The following is an 18,771-nucleotide window of genomic DNA, read 5'->3' on the forward strand; positions in this document are numbered from 1 at the left end:
AGGTGTATACGGGTCCGTTTACCGATAGAACGATAGGCAAACGGCTCTCCTTAAACCTGTTAACAAAAAAATAACACCAAATTTCTTCATTTCCTCTTGTTAAAAATTCGTTTCTATTCCTGACGCGGCGCCAATAAAAAACGGTAGATTCTATTAAATTGGCCAGTTTTAATCAGAAAATTTGTGAATTCCGCATTTACCAGGATTTTGTGAAAACCGGCTTGCATTCAACTTCACAATAATACGGGAAAACGGCGTTATACAGGTTCATGCAATTAACCTACATGTTATGAATACAAGCAATTTGAAATTAAGTATCGCTCTTGGACTCGTATTGGCGAACAACGCTTTCGCCATCGATCCGGAAAAAGAAAAAGAAGAATTTGATTTAAACAGTATCGTAGAAATCGAGGAAGACATCGAGTTCGATTTGGGATTCGATACAAGGGAGTATCTTCCCGAGGATTTTAACCCCTATGCGTTCCCGACGGATGTGGAAGGTATCAATTTCATCGATCCACGGGATGATTTTGAAGTGGACTTCGATACTACGCAGTATTTGCCCGAAGGCTTTGACCCATATAAAAAGGCAAAGTAACCCCTTTTGACTTAAATAAGTTTTTACCAAACCCCTGTGTATTACGCGGGGGTTCGGTGGTTTAAAAAACCAAGGGAATTATAAACTGAAATAGCACTACCAGCAGGGCCACGGCAATGAGGTTCAAGATAATTCCCACCCGGGCCATTTCGTGTACTTTTACATAACCACTGGCGAACACAATGGCATTCGGGGGCGTCGCCATCGGTAGCATAAAGGCACAGCTACTCGCAATGGTCACAGGAATCAGTAGATAGAGAATAGGGATGTCCAAACCGATGGCAATACCCGCCACCACCGGGGCCAAAACTGCTACCAAGGCTACATTGCTCATGAGTTCCGTCATAAAAAGCATTAGAAAAATTAGTAAGGTAGCCGTAAAAAGGATACTGATGTCGCTGGTAGCAATCGCATCGGCGACCACATCCACAATACCGCTTACCGACATTCCCTTGGCAAGGGCGAGTCCGCCACCGAATAATATCAATATGCCCCAAGCAAGTCTGGAGGTATCCTTCCATACAATTATAAAGTCCCCTTTTTTAAGGTTGTAAGGAATAGAAAAAAGCGCGATGGCGGCAAAGATGCTGATCATGGTGTCGTTCAACTTCAAATCGGGAAAGACTCCATTGATAACGGTTCGGAAGACCCACAGAAAGACCGTTACACCAAAAATTACCAACACCATCTTTTCCTTTCCGTTCATGGGCCCCAATTTGGCGAGTTCGCTTTGGATAACTTCTTTTGAAGCGGTAAATTTTAGCTGTCTGTTGGGAAACATCCATTTGACCAGCACCCAATAACTAATGGCGATCATGACCATCGAGAAGGGAAGTCCGATGACCATCCATTTCAAAAATGAGATCTGAATGTTGTATTCATTTTCCAAGAGTCCGATCATGACGGAATTGGGCGGTGTTCCGATGACGGTTGCAATGCCTCCCGCATTCGCCGAAAAGGCAATGCCCAACATCACACTTAACGCGAAGTTCTGGTCGTCTTTGGTAAAACCGTCCGCATCGTTGATCAATAGCCCGATGACCGACATCGCAATCGGTAACATCACCACAGTGCTAGCGGTATTACTGATCCACATGCTCAAGGCCGCAGTGGCAATCATAAAACCCAGTACTACTTTGTTGGGGGTGGTACCGGTGATTCTAATAATGTTAAGCGCGATTCGTTTGTGCAAGTTGACCTTTTCAAGGGCAAGGGCCAATACGAAGCCCCCGAAGAAAAGAAAGACAATCGGACTCCCGTAGTTGGCGCCGACATCCCCAATAGGCATAATTTTCATCAGAGGAAAAAGCAGTAAAGGAAGCAAGGCGGTAACCGAAATCGATACGGCTTCCGTAATCCACCAAACAATCATCCAAGCGGCAATGGCGACGACCTGATCACCTTGATTCGATACGAGTTCAAAAGGGAGGTTGCTACCGATAAGAAACAAAAGCGGCCCTAGAAAAAGGCCAATTTTTTTGCTGACATGCATACCATAAAATTGAGCCCCTAAGCTATGCTATTTCTTTTGGTTTGAAAAATGCCAAATCAATTGCTTTTTCTTGGAAAATGTATTGGATTGATATCCAGTGTATTTACCAAATCAAGGAGTTAAGCCAGTACCTCCCGAATCACCTCTCCCTCCACATCCGTCAATCGAAAAGGCCTTCCTTGAAACTGAAAGGTAAATTGTTCGTGGTCAAAGCCCAACAAATGCAAAATAGTCGCATTCACATCATGTACCGATACACGACCGTCGATTCCCGAAAAACCGATGGCGTCCGTCTGTCCGTGGGACGCTCCTTTTCGAATGCCGCCACCGGCCATCCACATGGTAAAGGCATCGCCATGGTGATCGCGACCTTTGAAGCCCATGGTCTTACCTTCCCTATTTTCCTGCATGGGGGTGCGACCAAATTCACCTCCCCAGACCACAAGGGTTTCCTCTAGCAGCCCCCGTTGTTTCAGGTCGAGCAACAAAGCGGTCATCGGACGGTCGATATCCCGGCATTTGCTGCGAAGACCGATATCGACCGATGTTTCTTCCGCGGTTCCATGTGCATCCCATCCCCAGTCATAGAGCTGAACGAATCGCACGCCGTCCTCGACCAGCTTCCGGGCCAGGAGGCAGTTGTTGGCGAAAGATTCCTTACCCGGTTCTACCCCATATAATTCCTTGATGTAGTCGGGTTCATCGTTGATGTTCATCACATCGGGCACCGCAATCTGCATGCGGTAGGCCATCTCATATTGATTGATCCGCGCCAAAATCTCCGGATCTCCGTATTTGGCGTATTCCTCCTTATTAATGGCATTGATGGCCTCTATGGTACGTTTTTTCAGGGTACGCGACATCCCTTGGGGGTCTTCGATGTAGAGCACGGGGTCGCCTTGTGAACGGCATTGTACCCCTTGATAGACCGAGGGCAAAAAACCACTGCCCCAAACACTTTTCCCGGCACTGGGAACCTTTCCGCCAGAGGTCAAAACCACAAACCCTGGCAAATTTTGATTCTCGGAACCCAGGCCATAGGTAATCCAGGACCCCAGACTGGGCCTTCCCAACCGGGGACTTCCCGTATGCATAAATAACTGTGCGGGTCCATGGTTGAATTGGTCGGTATGTACGGCTTTTAAGAACGCCACCTCGTCGACAACGCTTTTGAAATGGGGCAGATTGTCCGAAACCCAATTACCCGATTCGCCTACTTTTTCAAATTTTGCTTGGGGACCCAATAATTTTGGAGTACCGCGGATAAAGGCGAATTTTTTGCCTTCCAGCAAGGACTGCGGACAGTCCTGATCGTGCAGTTTTTGTAATTCAGGTTTGTAGTCGAACATCTCCAATTGGGAAGGCGCTCCCGCCATATGTAGAAAAATGACATTCTTGACCTTGGGCCCGAAAGGGGGTGCTAAAGGAGCCAACGGATTTAGGTCGCGCTCCGAAAATCCGAGCTGTTTTTTTTCTTGTTTTCCCTTGAACGCATCACAACCAAGAAACAACGAGCCAAGGGCCAGTCCGCCCATGCCCGTCGCACATTTTTGGATAAAATGCCGTCGTGTCTGCGCCCCGAGTTCGCGTTGTATCTTTTCCTGTATGAGTCGGTCTAAATTGTTTTTCAAAACATTACACTTTGTTCAAGAATTCGTCCAAATTCATAATAGCGTTGGCAACTACCGTCAATGCGGCCAATGTTGCATCGGGTCGTTCTTCAAAGGGCAAAAACGCCGTAACGGCCTCATCCGAATTTTGAAACTCTAAAAGCGAGGTTTCAAAGAGTTGCCGTAACGCCTCCAGTTTCCCGGGCGTGATCTCGCTGTAAAGGGCCTTCTTGTATCCATCCGATATGGCCTGGGAGACGTCTTTGCCCTGCATGGTTCTTGCAAAATGGTAGGCAGCTTCCAGATAGACGGGATCATTGAGGGTCACCAAGGCCTGTAAGGGGGTATTGGTCACGGTTCGCCTAACCGTGCATACCTCGCGGCTTCCGGCATCGAAGGTGAGAAAGGAAGGGTACGGACTCGTTCGCTTCAAATAGGTATAAACGGCTCTTCGATTTTTATCGGCTCCCTTACTCTCTACCCACTGTTCATTGCTGTAGACCGTTTGCCAAACACCCTCCGGCTGTGGGGGCATTACTCCAGGGCCGTACATTTTAGTGCTCAATAAACCTGAGATTGCCAATGCCTGATCCCGGATCTGTTCCGCGCTCAATCGCATACGGGGCGCCCGTGCATACCATTGGTTCCCTGGGTCTTTTTGAAAAAGTCCTGGACTGCTTTCCGAGCTTTGTCGGTAGGTGCCGGACAGCACAATATCCTTGATCAGGGCCTTTATGCTCCAGCCATGATCGTTCATAAAACGTAAGGCCAACCAATCGAGCAGTGCAGGATGGGAAGGAGGGTCCGATTGGGTGCCCATGTCCTCGAGGGTCGCTACCAGGCCCCTTCCGAAGAGCTGATGCCAGACCCGATTGACCAGGGTCCGGGCTGTCAAGGGATTCTTTTTGCTCACCATCCATTGGGCCAGTCCCATGCGGTCCTTGTTCCATTGCGCCTCCCATTCGTTAAGGACTTCCGGCGTTTTTGCCTGAACTGTATCCGCTTTCAATAACCAATTGCCCCGTTCAAATACTTGTGTGCTACGTTTCATATAGTCCGGGTTTTCGACCATGATGGGCAGCGTCGGGACCTGGACGTTCATTACCTCCAAAAAAAGCGACAGGATTTCCTGATATCCGGGTTTGCCCTTTCCGGGCAGATCCGGTAAAAACGCAAACCATGTGATGGCACTGGTTGAGGTTTCCCGTGGAATGGCATTATTGTTCGCCTCGATGTGAAGCGTCACTTTTTCATCCACTTTTTTAAAGGGAATCCGTCGGATGATATTTCCTTGGGTTTTATCGATTCCAAAACGCGCCAATATCGGTCCCTGGGCATTGCCCTTTTTGATGGTCATGGTAGTGCCGTCGATGCCCGAACGGTAATAAAGATACATCGATGTGGCCCCTTGGGTATCGATGTTTTTCAGTTTGCACGAGCCATTGTCCCACAGCGCCAGCCATTTGGTATCGGCCAGCTCGCCGTTGACAAAGTCTTCACTCAAATGGGCCTGGTATACCGGTTCCTTGAACCTGAGAAAATCACTGTATTGTTTCAATAGTGTGGAATCACCATAAGCGGTCACCCATTTTTTGATTTTTTCAATTTTGGCCTTTTCGACATCGCCGAAAAAATAAAGATTCGGATCTTCGTTATAGGTATCCTCGTCCCGAGTGTTGTTAAAGAAGGCCATCAACCGATAATATTCATCGTGCCTGAAAGGGTCATATGGGTGGCTATGACACTGTACACAACCCATGGTGGTGCTTTGCCACACCTCGAAAGTGGTATTCACCCGATCGATGACGGAAGCGGTTCGGAACTCCTCGTCCTCCGTACCACCCTCGTCGTTGTTCATCGTATTTCTGTGAAAGGCGGTCGCTATCAGCTGGTCGATGGAGGGATCGGGCAGCAAATCGCCTGCCAACTGGGCAATGGTGAATTCATCATAGGGCATGTCCCGGTTCAATGCGCGGATAACCCAGTCCCGATAGGCCCACATGCTGCGGCCGGCATCCCGTTCGTAGCCTTTGGTATCGGCATAGCGGGCCAGATCCAGCCACCAGCTGGCCCATTTTTCGCCATAGGATGAACGTGACAACAGGGAATCGACCAAGCCTCCGTACGAAAGCGTTCCTCCCGTAAACGCACTGAACAACTCTTGGTCGGGAGGAAGTCCCGTTAGGTCCAGCGCCACTCTTCGTGCGAGCGTATTGGTCTCCGCCGGTTTGGAGGGGACCAACTGGTGTTCTTCCATTCGGGCCAGAATGAAGGGGTCGATATCGTTTTTGATAAAGGTTGATGCGGTATTCGAACCTAAGCCCGCTTCTTGTGAGGTCTTGGGTACATCGATTTTTTGCGGCAGGGAATAGGCCCAGTGTTCGCCCCATTCGGCACCTTGATCGATCCATCGGGTCAGTAATTCGATTTCCTCATCGGACAAGGGCGGCTTTTGGTAGGGCATGCGTAATTCGGGGTCTTTTTCGCGCAGCCGTCGGATGAACTCACTGCCGGAGGCGTCGCCTGGCAAAATGGCCGGTGTTCCCGACTCGGTTGCGGCGAATGCCTCCTCTTCGAACAACAGGCTGAAGCCTGCATTTTTTTTAACCCCACCATGACAGCTAATACACTTGTTGTTCAAGATGGGCTTTATTTGCGTACTGAAATCTACTTTTTCGGAAGAGGGGAGCGTAACCCAAAGAATAGTTCCGATCGCCACGAGGACGATGCCAGTGATTCCGATAAGCATTTGTCTATTCATAACGGATAGATAGGACCCAATAAGCTCGTAATCCTAAAGGTAATAAATTTCCAGGTTGAAGGGATTCAAATAAAAAAGTCGGTACCAGCTCTAAAGAAAGCTCACGTATAAAAACGCATTGGGTCGTTTATTCCGATTACCAGGCTGTGTTCTTGGTACGGTGCTTCGATTATTTAAAAGGATACGCTTAGGGATTTCTCCCAGTGACAGTGCCTCAAAACTAGCCTTGTAGGGAGACAGTCTTCGAATCCCCTTCGACCATGACCTTTACTAAATTGGCCTTCGAAAGTGCCTTCATCGATTTATCCCATTTCTTGCCGCTGAGTCCGGCTTGGGATTTGAGCGCGTTGAGGTCCATACTCCCGGTAGGTTTCAATAAGTTGATAATGGTTTTTTCTTCCTCGCTTAGTTCTACCTGTTTTTTCTCGGGTCGCATCTGTGGAAAGAAAAGCACTTCCTGTATCGATGAATTGTTGGTCAACAGCATCACCAAACGGTCGATGCCGATACCGATGCCCGAGGTAGGGGGCATTCCGTATTCGAGGGCGCGTAGAAAATCCTGGTCGATAAACATGGCTTCGTCATCCCCTTTTTCCGAAAGCCTTAACTGCTCCTCGAAACGTTCGCGTTGATCGATGGGATCGTTCAACTCGGAATAGGCATTCGCAATTTCCTTTCCATTGACAATGAGCTCAAAACGTTCGGTCAGGGCAGGGTTGCTGCGGTGTTCTTTTGTCAACGGGCTCATTTCTTTTGGGTAGTCGATGATAAAGGTGGGCTGTATGTAGTGATGCTCGCATTTTTCACCGAAAATCTCATCGATCAATTTGCCTACCCCCATGGTTTCATCGACTTCGATGCCTAGGCTTTTGGCAGTTTCCCTAAGTCGGTGTTCGTCCATTCCGGCCACGTCGATGCCCGTGTGAATTTTGATAGCCTCCAGGATAGGAACCCTTGGGTAGGGGGCCTTAAAATCGATTTCATGCGCGCCAACGGTTACCTTGGAACTACCGGTGGCGTCGATGGCCACTTTCTCCAGTAATTGTTCCGTGGTATCCATCATCCAGTTATAGTCCTTATAGGCCACATAGAGCTCCATGACGGTGAATTCCGGGTTGTGGGTTCGATCCATCCCCTCGTTGCGGAAGTCCTTTGAGAACTCGTAAACGCCATCGAAGCCACCGACAATCAACCTTTTCAAATAGAGCTCGTTGGCGATTCGTAGGTATAGTGGTATATTCAAGGCATTGTGGTGGGTCAGGAACGGTCGTGCGGCGGCCCCTCCCGGTATGGGTTGTAGAATAGGGGTCTCTACTTCCAGATAGCCCCGATCGTTATAGAATTCCCGAATGCTGTTGGTGATTTTGGTACGTTTGATAAAGGTGTCCTTAATAGAAGGATTCACCACCAAATCTACATACCGCTGACGGTATCGTAGTTCGGGGTCATTGAACTCGTCGTATACATTGCCTTCGGCATCTTTCTTTGGTAAGGGAAGCGGTCGTAAGGCCTTGCTTAGGATACTGAAGTTTTTGACCATCACCGTTTTCTCACCAACCTGGGTAGTGAAAAGCGTGCCTTCGATGCCGATGATATCCCCGATATCGAGCAACTTCTTGTACACCTCGTTGTATAATGTCTTGTCTTCACCAGGGCAGATTTCGTCCCGGTTGAAGTAGACCTGAATGCGCCCTGTGCTGTCCTGCAGTTCAGCAAAGGAGGCTTTTCCTTGGATACGGCGCGACATTAATCGACCGGAAATGACCACTTTTTTGCCTTCGTCGTAATTTTCCTTGATGCTTTTTGCCGTAGCGTCTACAGGATAGAGTGCGGCAGGATATGGATTGATACCCATTTCCCTCAATTTGGTCAATTTTTCCCTTCTTACGATTTCTTGTTCCGAAAGTTGCATTTGCTTGGTGATTAAGGCAGCAAAGATACTATTTCGGTGATTTATTGTGGTAATCAACCCGTGTGAAAATATTCTGTAACAAAAGGGCACAATCTACGTCAAATAGATACGTCAATCATCAAAATTCCAAATCAATGAGTTTTATTCGAGTCTTACTGGCCATTATTTTTCCCCCACTTGCCGTGCTTGGTAAAGGCTGTGGTTCTTTTTTAATTGTGTTGCTACTCACTTTTTGTGGATGGGTCCCGGGAGTTATCGCCGCTTTGGTCATCCTGAACAATCCCAATTGATCGCCTATCTTTGTATCTCTTTAACGGAAGGTTTATGAGAAATACAATACTATGCGTCTTTTCGTTATTACTTTTTGCAAGCTGCCAAATCAGGGAGGAAATTCGGTTTAACGAGGACGGTAGTGGAAGCTATGAGGTTGGCTTCGATATGTCGGAGATGATGAAAATGGGAGAGGGAAACGACTCCTTGCCACCGCAGGCGGCTATCGATACCTTGATCATCTTCGCTACCTTTCTCGAGGAGAAGAAGGACAGTATCGCCCAACTGCCAAAGGCGGAGCAGGAAAAATTGGAAGCCCTGAGACCGCTTCGGTTTGCCATGAAGATGAGCGAAGAGGAAAATCAAATGAATATTCGCCTTAGCTACGCATTTGACAAACTGGAAGATATTTCGAAATTTGCGGAAGCTGTGGAAGCCGCCGATATCAAGGAGCTCGACCAAGGAGTGAACCCGATGGAGGGCATGATGCCAGCCGATGCGGGAGGGGCTGATTCCGTTCCAAAAAATGGAATGGAAGACCTTTTCAAAATGGCGGAGTCGTTCGACACGGAATTCAATAAAAAAAGGTTCTCGAGAAAGGTGACCGAAAAAGCGATGGCCGATATGCTTCAAAAGAAGGATACCACCCTCAAGGCAGACGATCCTTTTGTGGATATGATGCGGTTCAAGCAGGTGTATCGATTTCCTTTTAAGGTGAAAAACGTTAGCAACCCGAATGCGAAAATCCTCTCCGATTTCAAGGGGGTCGAACTCGAAGCCAATATGTACGAAATGAACAACGACCCGGAATATTTTAATATCGAAGTCGAGTTTGAGCGATGAACAAAAAAGTACAATTTCAGGATTTGGGTCTCAGGGATTATAAGGAAATCTGGGACTATCAGGAAACACTTTTTCAACAGACGGTCGATATCAAAATTAAGAATCGACGGGAAGCGGGAGACATCCCGACCCCTAACCATTTTTTGTTTGTAGAACATCCGCATGTATTTACCTTGGGTAAAAGTGGGGACAAGGACAACTTATTGGTCGATGAAAAGGTTCTTGCAGAAAAAGGGGCCCAATTTTACAAAATCAATCGGGGTGGGGACATCACTTATCATGGTCCCGGGCAAATCGTTGGCTATCCCATATTGGACTTGGATAATTTCTTTACCGATATCCACAAATATTTGAGACTCTTGGAAGAAATGGTTATCCTTACCTTGGCCGAATACGGTGTGAAGGCTACGCGTTCCGAAGGGGAAACAGGTGTCTGGTTGGATGTAGGCACCCCTTTCGCCCGGAAAATATGCGCCATGGGTGTTCGGGCAAGCCGATGGGTGACCATGCACGGGTTCGCGCTGAACGTAAATGCCGATCTGGGGTATTTTGATTTGATGATTCCCTGTGGTATCAAGGACAAGGCGGTGACCTCGCTGAACGTGGAACTGGGACAAAAAGAAGTGGACCCGGAGGAAGTAAAGCAAAAACTACTTCGACATTTTGAAATGCTTTTCAAAGCGGAATTGATAAAAGAAAAAACCGAGGTGTGAGCCTCGGTTTTTTACATTTCAGCTGACCAATTTGTCTAGTAATCGAGGCCAAAATAGTTCATAACCGCATAGTAGTCGTTCACGTCCACCCCATTTACCTTCATATCTTGTAGAATACCTTGTCTTCCTGATTTACCGGAAGAAGTACTGGTTGACTCTGCTATAATAACTTTTAGCTCGTCCAACGTGCCTGTTGATACCGGTGTAAGGGTCGAGCTTCCTACTTCATAAAAGAAAATCTGGTATTGTCCTACCTCAAAATCGACCGCCACATCTTTTTGTCCGGCAGCAAGAAATCTTGGGGCGGGAATTGGATTAAATTCCCGATCGACTGCTTTCAAATATCCTAGAATTAAATCGTTGTCTAGCACATCTTGTGTCAATGCTGGAATATTTTGAATGACGGTTGCCCCAGATCTGCTCGACAAATCAAAGATAAACGCACGAACATTGGCATTTCCATCAGCCCCATCATCGCCATCGGCCCCTGCTGGTCCTGTGGGTCCGGCCGGACCTGTGTCGCCCGTTGCTCCTTGCGGACCAGCGGGTCCTGCCGGCCCGGCAGGCCCTTGCTCTCCTTGTTCGCCTTGTGGCCCGGGCACCCCGAGTGCCTCGCCATCCTCCCCGGCCGGACCTTGTGGTCCCACAGGTCCTTGTTCACCCTGCGGTCCTTGAGGTCCGATCGGACCGATATCCCCATCTTTTGAACAGGAGGTTATGGTAATCGATAAGGCCATTAATCCGTATACGAATGTTTTCATTGTTTTTTTCATGATTTCTAATTTTAAAGTGATTGTTCTTTTTTCTAGTGGTTTTCTGTCAAGAGGTAAACATCAAGACAAAAAACTGGGGATAGGTCCCTAGTATATGAGCTGCTATGTTAGTTTATCGGAATAAGTCGTTGATGGCCATACCGCTTTCCAACAGTTCGTCGTTGCTGGTATTGGTATCATCGTTATGTTCGTTTCCGTCAATGTAGATATCGGGATCGTAGCCGATGTAAAGAATATATTCCGGCGGAAACTCCCCTTCGGCGGGCGAGGAGGCGTTCCATGCCCTGCTGAACGAAACTTCCAGGGTCTCACCCGCGGCAAGATTGGTAAAACTCCTTTCGGCTACCAGATTTCCCGGTTGGTCGGTAGGGGTTCCCAAACTGCGTTCGTACAAATAAACTTTTTGTTGCCCCGTTCCGGAGACAAAATTGTCGGCAATATTCTTAATACTGCCGGTAATGGTCGCAACGCCGACAAAGTCACTGGTCTTTACGACCGAGAACGAAATGGTCTCGACCGCTAGGTCTATGGTCGGGCTGGTCTCTTCCACAATAGGTTCCTCATCCGGATCACAGCTTAGAAGTGCGAACGGCAGTATTGCCAGTATTCCTAAAGTTTTTAAAAATTTGAACGTTTTCATCGTATTTGTTTTTATGGTTATATCCCTTTATGTTAGTGAAGTGCAAGGGTTAACATCGGCACATAAAAAAACCGAGGTATTGGCCTCGGTTTTCATAGTAACATCACTAGGGTGTTACTGGTCGATACTCCAGATTTTCCCGGTGGCAACGTCTGCCAAGGAACCATCCGGACGGTACCCCCCGAATACCCATAGTTCATTTTTATAGGATAAACCAATATGACTATGAAGCCCTTTGTAAAAGGGCGGTTTGCCCTCATACCGGGTCCAGTATTTCATATTTTCGGAATACCAAATATCTCCGTAAAAGGTTCGTTTTCCAGAGGCGTCCCAGCTTTCGCCCCCTATGATCCAGACGTAACCATCATATACGGTAGCCGAGTGGTTTATACGGGGTGCAAAAATATCCGTTGCCGGAGGCTTCTGATACCAATAGCGTCCATCGGGGCTGGTCCAGACTTCATTGGTCAACCCGCCATCGCGCAGCCAACCACCATACACATAAATGAAGCCATTAAAGACCACTGTTTTATAATGGTTACGCACAGGGAATGCAGCTTCGGTTTCCAATCTCCAGTTGCTACCGTCGGAAGAAGACCAGACTTCCTCTTTTTCCCTTCCGTTTCCTCGGAACACGAATATTCTCTCATTAAAGACCACTGAATTGTTCTGCCCAATGTCTACTAACGGATTTAAGGAAGTAACACGGTTCCAGCGCACCCCGTCGGTCGAATTCCATATATCGCTAAGGATTTCCCCGGAACTGTCGATTCCTCCAATTAACCAAAGTTGGTCTTTATATACGATGAGGGAATGGTTGTGCCGTTCCGGAAAGAGGCCTTCGGTAATAAGTTTCCAGTCTTTTCCGTTACGACTGGCCCAGACCTGTGAACTGGAAGTATATGGTGGGGTATGGTCATTGTGGCCACCGACCAACCAAAGGTTTCCCTTGAATAAGGCAATCTCATGATTGGCGAAACCACCCATATTACTTGAATTGGCCTGTAAGGTAAAGTCCAGGGGACCGCTTGGGAACAAAAAACCCTTCCCATTTGTCGCGGTTTCCTCGATGCCATTTTCATCCGGAGTGACGAATAGTTCCTCTTTTTCGCAGGAAATCAGTATTCCTGATACCAGTACGATACTCAATAGTTGTAATGTTTTCATAAGGGTTTGTTTTATTTGTTTTGAGGGTCATTGAGACTTTTGTCCATGGCCTCCTTCAATTTTTTATTGAATACGAGGGCCAACGAATCCTTCTTCTTGGGATCCAGGCTCAGATCGTAGATTTTGTATTGTTCCCGAAGTTCTTTTTTAAGCTCAGGGTCCATATCGCTTTGTTCCAAAAGCTCTATATAGTTGGTAGCTCCGCCGAGGGGATTCTCCGAGGCATCGCCCATTTCGAAGACGGAGTTCAGGATTTTCACCTGCTCGTCAATAATGTTCATTTGTTTTACCGTATCGGTTTGTTTTTTGTCTTGCGCATGGCAACTTCCCAAAACACCGAATAGACCTACTAGGCTTAAACTGATGATTGATTTCATTGTTTGTTATTTTAAGGTTCGCTATTTAATGAAGAAGGTAGGCCTAGGTTAACAAAAGGATTTGGAAATAGTAAAAAAAAGACCTGCTACCTCAATATAGGCAACAGGTCGCTTCTTTAGGGACGTGTTCGTTTAATCAGGGAATACCACTTGCACTACTTTACTGGTGCCTTCTGCCCAATCTTTGGTACTTAACCAAAAATGGCTGCCATCGAAGGCAATGCCGTTAACGCTTTGGCCTGATAGCTTATAGCTTGCTACAGCCCTGAACTCGGGCGAAGTTATACACTTATGTATCCTATTGCGTTCCGTTAGGTACAAATAACCGTCTTGGTAGTCCAACCCGCCGGGCTGGAAATCCAACCCCACGGTCTTTAGAACCTCTCCTGGCGAAAGCGCACCATTTGATTTGTAATGATAAAGTGCCTCGGCATTGCTGCTGGATACCCACAGGTTGCCGGGATTGACCGATGCAAGGCCTCGGATCCAACTGCCCAGCTCTTCGGAATCATAGTAGTGCGTGTTGGAGCTGTAGATATAGGAATAAAACTTATTGGAGCCGTTGCTGCTTTGAAAGAGCTGTTTAAATTCCGAATCCGATTTCTCGATTTCTACGGAATAGGCCGAACGGGTGGTGGGCATACGGTCTGCGATCGAAAAGTCGGTAGGGTCTATTTTCAGGATTTCACGATCTTCCGAATAGAACCCCAGCAGATAGGTGCCATCAAAGGCAATATCTACGTCCCTTTCCCACGGCACCACTCCTTCATTCAACATAGATAGGGGCTTGACCCAAGTATCGGCATCGGGTGCGGACGAAGCCCTTTCAAATTTTACCGGATCTGCCTCGTAAGGGAGTATGATGGTGAGCTCATCGCCCTCCAGGGAATAGTTATATATGGGGGTACCGCCCTCACCGCCGCCACTCAGGGTGATTTGATTTTCGGAGACGGTGATGTTGGTGTTGAAATCGCTCCGGAATCCCAGTTCATCCTCGTCGAGAATATCGATGGTATTGTCCTCGTTGATAAAGACGTATTTCGTATCGCCTCCGCCAATGGATCCGCTTTTGGCTTCCCAAATACCAAAAACGGTAGGCGTTTCTTCGGATGTTGGGCCAGGAGTTTCCATAGTGTCCGGCAACGGTTGTATTTCCGGACCATCATCCTTGCTACAGCTTACCAGGCTCAGGATAGTGAACAGCCCGAGCAATCTCCAATTGTTTTTAAATGTCAATGTTTTCATAATGCTAAAATTTGATATTTTGCCTCTTTATGGCAGTGCGGATAAAAGGTTAACAGGAACGGGATTTATTTTATCGCTCAGATTTCAAGTTGTAATACGATTACTACAAACCCTTGTTTTTCAGGGGTTTTATGCACTAGGTGAATTTTCTTCCTATAAAAAATGTTAAATTAGCCTCAATGGGTGTTAACCTTTTTTATTCCCTTTCATAAAAGTGCAAGCAATACGAAGAACGATTAGGCTGGAAGACGTTAGGCAGGGTTCCGATGAGGTACTGCGGCAGGTGTACGAGGAGAATCGGGACAAGTTCCTGAATTTCGCGCGGAGGTATGACCTGCCGGAAGAGGAAAATGTTGATGTATACCAAGATGCCTTTATCATTTTTCACGATAACGTGATGAGTGGAAAGTTGGAAACCCTGACCAGCAGTATTTCGACCTATCTCTTCAGTATTGGAAAATATTTGATTTTTGATCGGATGAGGAAGAATAAAAAAACAGTGGGGTCCCAGTTTAACATGGATATTGTAAAAGACGAGGACCACTTGATAGAGAACTTGGATATCGAGGAAGGAAGCCTGACCTCGGAACAACAACTGTTGCGAAAACACTTTGATAGCTTGGGAAAAAAATGTCAGGAATTGTTAACACTCTTCTATTATCGAGGCTATACCATCCAGGAAATTATGGAAGCCGAACATTACAATAGTGAAAACGTAGTGAAAAGTGCTAAATCACGCTGTTTGAAAAGCTTAAAGGAACGGATCGCGGCCAATAGTATGTAAAATGGATAAGGAAACCCTCATATATCGATATTTTGCCAACGAACTCGACAAGGAAGGGGAGGCGGTTTTGAACCAGCTTTTGGATAGCGATACCGAGTTCCGGAAACGGTTCGAGTTTGAAAAAAGCCTCAAAAAGGTAATCCGGCATAAAAAGGGGGAGGACCTGAAGGCGAAACTGAACAGTTTCGAGGTCGACATTGCCAAAAAATCACCTAGCTCCAAACCCAAAGGCGGATTTAGAAACTGGTCCATTGCGGCCTCGATTGCCCTATTGATCGGTTTGGGATGGGTGGGCTTCAATACCTTTTTGGGAACTAGCTCCGATGCCTTGTACGAAGAGCACTTTAGGGCGTACCCCAATACGGTGTACACCATTACTAGGGGCGACACCGACGATTCCCTGGAGCGAAAGGCCTTTGTGGCCTACGAATCGGGCGATTACGAGTCGGCCATCGATTATCTCGAGGAGTTAAAAGGGGAAGAAAACAAAGCGTATATCGCATTCTATATGGCACAATCCCATTTGAACCTGGGCAATACGGAGGCCGCCCTGGCCTTGTTCCAACAAATTATGGATTCGGAAAAAGAGTTTGAAGCGGAAGCCCATTGGTATACCGCGCTGGCTCACTTAAAAAATGGGGACAAAGAGAACGCCACCAGATATCTTCAAAAATTAACGGCCGGTTTTGACTACAACCGGGAACGGGCGGAGGCATTGTTGCAAAAAATAGATTAGGCCGCTTTTTTGCGGACCCAGTAAACGGTTCCCACTACCAATACCAGACCTCCAACAAACCACACCCAGTTATGATCGGTCTTGTGAATAGGCTCCATATTGCCGGAAATGACATAACCCGCCCAATAGTAGGGGTGTTGCCGCGCATTTTGGTTGTTGTTTTTCAAAAAGACAAGTTTGGCCTGCCTTAGTGCTTCGTCTTTGGAGGCTCCTTCGGCCAGATACCGGTAAAAATCGCCCATAATCTCGGAAGATGAAGCATCATTGACCTTCCAAAGGGTGCTGGCGATGCTTTTGGCGCCGCTGTAGAAAAAAGCCCTGGCGAGGCTCAAAAAACCTTCACCCCGCTTGAGTTCCCCGATACCCGTTTCACAGGCACTTAGGGTAACAAGATTGGCTTTAAGTTCTAAATTATAAATATCCTTTACATAAAGAAGAAAGTCTTTTTCTGATTTTGGAGTGAATGCCAAGTAGGAGTATTCGGGAGACATATCGTTAAAGTCACCATGGGTTGCCAGATGCAGCATATCAAAATTTTGGAGATTCGAAGAAAAGTTTGTCAAGGAAGCGTCTTGATTCACCAGAGCGCTTCCCTCAAAAAAGGACATTATTTGTTCTACCTCCGATTTATTGTGGGGAAGGGCTGAAAGTGTATTTCGTGTGGTTCCAGGTTCGACTTTTATTCCGTTAAAGGTAGGAGCCACCGCTAGGAGGTAGTTTTTTTCTTTCTTTGTCTGTTTCAGTTCTTGTAACAAAGCCTCCGAGTTTGCATAGTAAATCGAAGTGCTCTCAACTAGATATTCAATGGTGTTCTCCCCTATGTTTAGTGCGCCAAAGGGGAGATAGTTGAGGGGTCCATCGGGCATAATACGGATATTTGAAAACGATCGTTCTTCAAGGTGAGGCTTCAAAATAGTAGCATAAATTTCATATCCCTCCTTAGCGAGATTCCCAATATCGGATTTGGAGTTTTTGCACATTCTATAGAAGGCGCTTATTTTTTCCGCAAATAAGCTATCTATCGGTGTTCTATAAAATGAGTTTTTTTCCTTCGAAATCCCAATGGAATAGAGGGCATTGTTTCCATAGAAATAGGAGATTATAAGTTCCGCCTGGTTTAGGTTTTCTCTAACTTCCGCCAAGGTAGGAACATGGGAGTTATATTTTAAATTGAAATACTGCCGATGCTCTTTTTCAATTAATTTAATCAATCCCCGATATTGGTTCCTTATGTCAAAAAGCTCATCTCTCAAAAAGGTCTTCTGATCACTACCAAGATCGATTTGTTTCTCAAGCATGGATATTTTGGACTTCAGCTCGGATTCACGCTCCAACAGTTCCTTAGGTATCTGCGAAAACTCGCTGGCACGTGCACTTAGAATAGCATCTAACAATACAACGCTTTTGCTTTTTTCAAAGAAATGAAACGCTTGTTCTAGGTAGTCCTGGCGATTGGACTTCCGATAAAGTGAATAGAGGGCTTGAAGCCCATGTTCAAAAGTGGGGAAGGCATCTTCAATTAAAAATGCTTTATCCTTCTCGTTTTTGAATTTTGGTTTTAAAGAATCCAATGTGGCAACGGAGGTCTCTACGGCATGCAAGGCCATTAACCGGCTTGATTCTTCCTTCATCGAGTTTAAAACTTGGGCCTTGCCGTTAAGTAATTTTAACAATAGTTGTTTTTGCGCCGTTTGGTAGGGCCTAGGATTTTCATCAAATTCGTCGGAGTTAAAATTTGGTGTTAATTCCCGAAGTCCTTTTTGGTACGTAGCAAGCGATTTCTCCGGTTGACCCAATTCAAATTGAAAATCGCCTATTCTTTTGAGAATTACCGGTTTTTGTTCTTGAGGTGCCAATTCCAAGGCCCGACCAAAAGAATTTAATGCTTGCTCGTTTTTGTTTTCAACTATAAGAATTTCCCCTTTGGTCTTGAAATAGCGGTAGGCAAAGGGATCTTGAGGTATCTTGTACTTATCATATTTATCAAGGAAAAAATATGCACTATCGATTTTTCCAAGATCGCTGTAAGCCTTTGCAAGCAAAAAACTGGTAGTTATAATACTGTTTCGATTTCGGGAAGTAAAGTTTTGTTCGGAGTATTTTAGGGTAGTTAACCATAGTTTTTTGGCTTCCTCGATTTTTTTTTGGATGTACAGCGAATTGGCATACAGATTATATACGCGATGCAGACCGGCGACGTCGTCCGGTTGTGCCTGAGCGAATAGCCGAATGTTTTTTTGATAATATTCGTCAGCTATTTGAAACCTGTTTTGAAGGGCATTCATTTTGGCAATAAAACTGTAACTGGTCGATAAAAAGTTGACATTATCCGGTGTTTGCAAGTATTCTGGCTTTTCTGTAATTTTTTGTACTATGGTATCAAAGAATAGCTCAGATTTATTGAACTCTTCCAGTTTGTGAAAATAGTTGCCTCGGTGATATAACAAATAATTTCGTTGAAAATCTCCTCGGTCTGGAAGGGTATCCAATTTGTCCCCGTGGACAGCAAGTAAGGAATCCAGTTCTTGGATTACTCCTTTCATCTTATCGAAATCGTAGTGAAAACTGGCGATGTTGCCAATACTGAGAAGAGCATCAATGCCATAGATAGTATCGTCGTTTGATAATCCGAGTTTTCTGGCTTCTTCAAAATAGTAGTATGCGGAGTCTTTGCGGGTATAGTAGTGTTCAAAGGCTTTGCTTTCCAGATATGCAAGTCGGTCCTCGTATTCTTGACCAAATACTGAAGCGCTTAATGCGACAAAAATTAGAACAAAAGGTTTTTTAATGATCAAAGCACTTTTCTAGTAATTTAAAAATAAGAAAACTATGCGATAAAGAGCTGCAGAT

The 18,771-nt window shown here is 46.1% G+C and carries 16 protein-coding genes; 6 read left to right on the forward strand and 10 right to left on the reverse strand.

Annotated elements, in window-relative coordinates:
• The first annotated feature begins 289 nt into the window (after window positions 1-289).
• Window positions 290-598, forward strand: coding sequence for a hypothetical protein (locus FK220_RS18940; protein WP_152575935.1), 309 nt, complete (start codon window positions 290-292; stop codon window positions 596-598).
• 61 nt (window positions 599-659) lie between these two features.
• Here FK220_RS18940 and FK220_RS18945 read toward each other — a convergent pair whose 3' ends face one another.
• From FK220_RS18945 to lysS, 4 genes are all read right to left on the reverse strand, one after another.
• Window positions 660-2,090, reverse strand: coding sequence for an SLC13 family permease (locus tag FK220_RS18945; RefSeq protein ID WP_152575936.1), 1,431 nt, complete (start codon window positions 2,088-2,090; stop codon window positions 660-662).
• A 119-nt stretch (window positions 2,091-2,209) separates the two neighbouring features.
• On the reverse strand, window positions 2,210-3,721 hold the full coding sequence (locus FK220_RS18950; protein ID WP_152575937.1) for a DUF1501 domain-containing protein: 1,512 nt from the start codon (window positions 3,719-3,721) through the stop codon (window positions 2,210-2,212).
• Between the two features lie 4 nt (window positions 3,722-3,725).
• Window positions 3,726-6,461 (reverse strand): PSD1 and planctomycete cytochrome C domain-containing protein, encoded by a 2,736-nt coding sequence (locus FK220_RS18955; protein WP_152575938.1) that lies wholly within the window; start codon window positions 6,459-6,461, stop codon window positions 3,726-3,728.
• 220 nt (window positions 6,462-6,681) lie between these two features.
• Window positions 6,682-8,373, reverse strand: a complete 1,692-nt coding sequence (gene lysS, locus FK220_RS18960; RefSeq protein WP_152575939.1) for a lysine--tRNA ligase — start codon at window positions 8,371-8,373, stop codon at window positions 6,682-6,684.
• A gap of 134 nt (window positions 8,374-8,507) precedes the next feature.
• On the opposite strand from lysS, the gene FK220_RS18965 reads away from it, so the two are divergent.
• Genes FK220_RS18965 through lipB form a run of 3 tightly spaced genes read left to right on the forward strand, consistent with a single transcriptional unit; the run spans window position 8,508 to window position 10,199 of the window.
• The gene (locus FK220_RS18965; protein ID WP_149277609.1) at window positions 8,508-8,663 is read left to right on the forward strand and encodes a YqaE/Pmp3 family membrane protein; all 156 of its coding nucleotides are present in this window, start codon (window positions 8,508-8,510) and stop codon (window positions 8,661-8,663) included.
• A 34-nt stretch (window positions 8,664-8,697) separates the two neighbouring features.
• Window positions 8,698-9,486: a hypothetical protein gene (locus FK220_RS18970; protein ID WP_152575940.1), complete on the forward strand. Its 789-nt coding sequence runs from the start codon at window positions 8,698-8,700 to the stop codon at window positions 9,484-9,486.
• Window positions 9,483-10,199 (forward strand): lipoyl(octanoyl) transferase LipB, encoded by a 717-nt coding sequence (gene lipB, locus FK220_RS18975; protein WP_152575941.1) that lies wholly within the window; start codon window positions 9,483-9,485, stop codon window positions 10,197-10,199. The genes FK220_RS18970 and lipB overlap by 4 nt, the downstream gene beginning before the upstream one ends.
• 35 nt (window positions 10,200-10,234) lie before the next feature.
• Here the strand turns inward: lipB and FK220_RS18980 are convergent, their stop codons facing one another.
• From FK220_RS18980 to FK220_RS19000, 5 genes are all read right to left on the reverse strand, one after another.
• Complete coding sequence (locus FK220_RS18980; protein WP_152575942.1) at window positions 10,235-10,972, reverse strand: collagen-like protein; 738 nt, start codon at window positions 10,970-10,972, stop codon at window positions 10,235-10,237.
• A 112-nt stretch (window positions 10,973-11,084) separates the two neighbouring features.
• Window positions 11,085-11,612 (reverse strand): hypothetical protein, encoded by a 528-nt coding sequence (locus FK220_RS18985; RefSeq protein WP_152575943.1) that lies wholly within the window; start codon window positions 11,610-11,612, stop codon window positions 11,085-11,087.
• A gap of 114 nt (window positions 11,613-11,726) precedes the next feature.
• Entirely contained in the window at window positions 11,727-12,779 is a 1,053-nt protein-coding gene (locus FK220_RS18990; RefSeq protein ID WP_152575944.1) for a kelch repeat-containing protein, read from the reverse strand.
• Window positions 12,780-12,790: 11 nt separating this feature from the next.
• Window positions 12,791-13,156: a hypothetical protein gene (locus FK220_RS18995; RefSeq protein WP_152575945.1), complete on the reverse strand. Its 366-nt coding sequence runs from the start codon at window positions 13,154-13,156 to the stop codon at window positions 12,791-12,793.
• A gap of 132 nt (window positions 13,157-13,288) precedes the next feature.
• Complete coding sequence (locus FK220_RS19000) at window positions 13,289-14,401, reverse strand: hypothetical protein (RefSeq protein ID WP_152575946.1); 1,113 nt, start codon at window positions 14,399-14,401, stop codon at window positions 13,289-13,291.
• A 214-nt stretch (window positions 14,402-14,615) separates the two neighbouring features.
• Between FK220_RS19000 and FK220_RS19005 the strand changes: the two genes are divergently transcribed.
• Together FK220_RS19005 and FK220_RS19010 are read left to right on the forward strand one after the other, a co-directional pair.
• The gene (locus tag FK220_RS19005) at window positions 14,616-15,185 is read left to right on the forward strand and encodes an RNA polymerase sigma factor (RefSeq protein ID WP_152575947.1); all 570 of its coding nucleotides are present in this window, start codon (window positions 14,616-14,618) and stop codon (window positions 15,183-15,185) included.
• A 1-nt stretch (window position 15,186) separates the two neighbouring features.
• A complete protein-coding gene (locus FK220_RS19010) occupies window positions 15,187-15,921 on the forward strand; it encodes a tetratricopeptide repeat protein (protein ID WP_152575948.1) in 735 nt (244 codons plus the stop codon).
• Here the strand turns inward: FK220_RS19010 and FK220_RS19015 are convergent.
• Window positions 15,918-18,716, reverse strand: a complete 2,799-nt coding sequence (locus FK220_RS19015; protein ID WP_152575949.1) for a CHAT domain-containing protein — start codon at window positions 18,714-18,716, stop codon at window positions 15,918-15,920. The two genes, FK220_RS19010 and FK220_RS19015, sit on opposite strands and share 4 nt — an antisense overlap.
• Window positions 18,717-18,771 lie beyond the last annotated feature (55 nt).

Origin of the sequence: Pelagihabitans pacificus (assembly GCF_009371985.2) — a bacterium.
GTDB classification, from domain to species: domain Bacteria; phylum Bacteroidota; class Bacteroidia; order Flavobacteriales; family Flavobacteriaceae; genus Pelagihabitans; species Pelagihabitans pacificus.

Excerpts from the sequence above, each read along its gene's own strand:
- FK220_RS18970 (WP_152575940.1), top strand. The coding sequence starts at position 8,698 with ATGAGAAATACAATACTATGCGTCTTTTCGTTATTACTTTTTGCAAGC.
- FK220_RS18945 (WP_152575936.1), bottom strand. The coding sequence starts at position 2,090 with ATGCATGTCAGCAAAAAAATTGGCCTTTTTCTAGGGCCGCTTTTGTTT.
- FK220_RS18965 (WP_149277609.1), top strand. The coding sequence starts at position 8,508 with ATGAGTTTTATTCGAGTCTTACTGGCCATTATTTTTCCCCCACTTGCC.
- FK220_RS18990 (WP_152575944.1), bottom strand. The coding sequence starts at position 12,779 with ATGAAAACATTACAACTATTGAGTATCGTACTGGTATCAGGAATACTG.
- FK220_RS19010 (WP_152575948.1), top strand. The coding sequence starts at position 15,187 with ATGGATAAGGAAACCCTCATATATCGATATTTTGCCAACGAACTCGAC.
- FK220_RS18940 (WP_152575935.1), top strand. The coding sequence starts at position 290 with ATGAATACAAGCAATTTGAAATTAAGTATCGCTCTTGGACTCGTATTG.
- FK220_RS18955 (WP_152575938.1), bottom strand. The coding sequence starts at position 6,461 with ATGAATAGACAAATGCTTATCGGAATCACTGGCATCGTCCTCGTGGCG.
- lipB (WP_152575941.1), top strand. The coding sequence starts at position 9,483 with ATGAACAAAAAAGTACAATTTCAGGATTTGGGTCTCAGGGATTATAAG.
- lysS (WP_152575939.1), bottom strand. The coding sequence starts at position 8,373 with ATGCAACTTTCGGAACAAGAAATCGTAAGAAGGGAAAAATTGACCAAA.
- FK220_RS18985 (WP_152575943.1), bottom strand. The coding sequence starts at position 11,612 with ATGAAAACGTTCAAATTTTTAAAAACTTTAGGAATACTGGCAATACTG.
- FK220_RS18980 (WP_152575942.1), bottom strand. The coding sequence starts at position 10,972 with ATGAAAAAAACAATGAAAACATTCGTATACGGATTAATGGCCTTATCG.
- FK220_RS19000 (WP_152575946.1), bottom strand. The coding sequence starts at position 14,401 with ATGAAAACATTGACATTTAAAAACAATTGGAGATTGCTCGGGCTGTTC.
- FK220_RS18995 (WP_152575945.1), bottom strand. The coding sequence starts at position 13,156 with ATGAAATCAATCATCAGTTTAAGCCTAGTAGGTCTATTCGGTGTTTTG.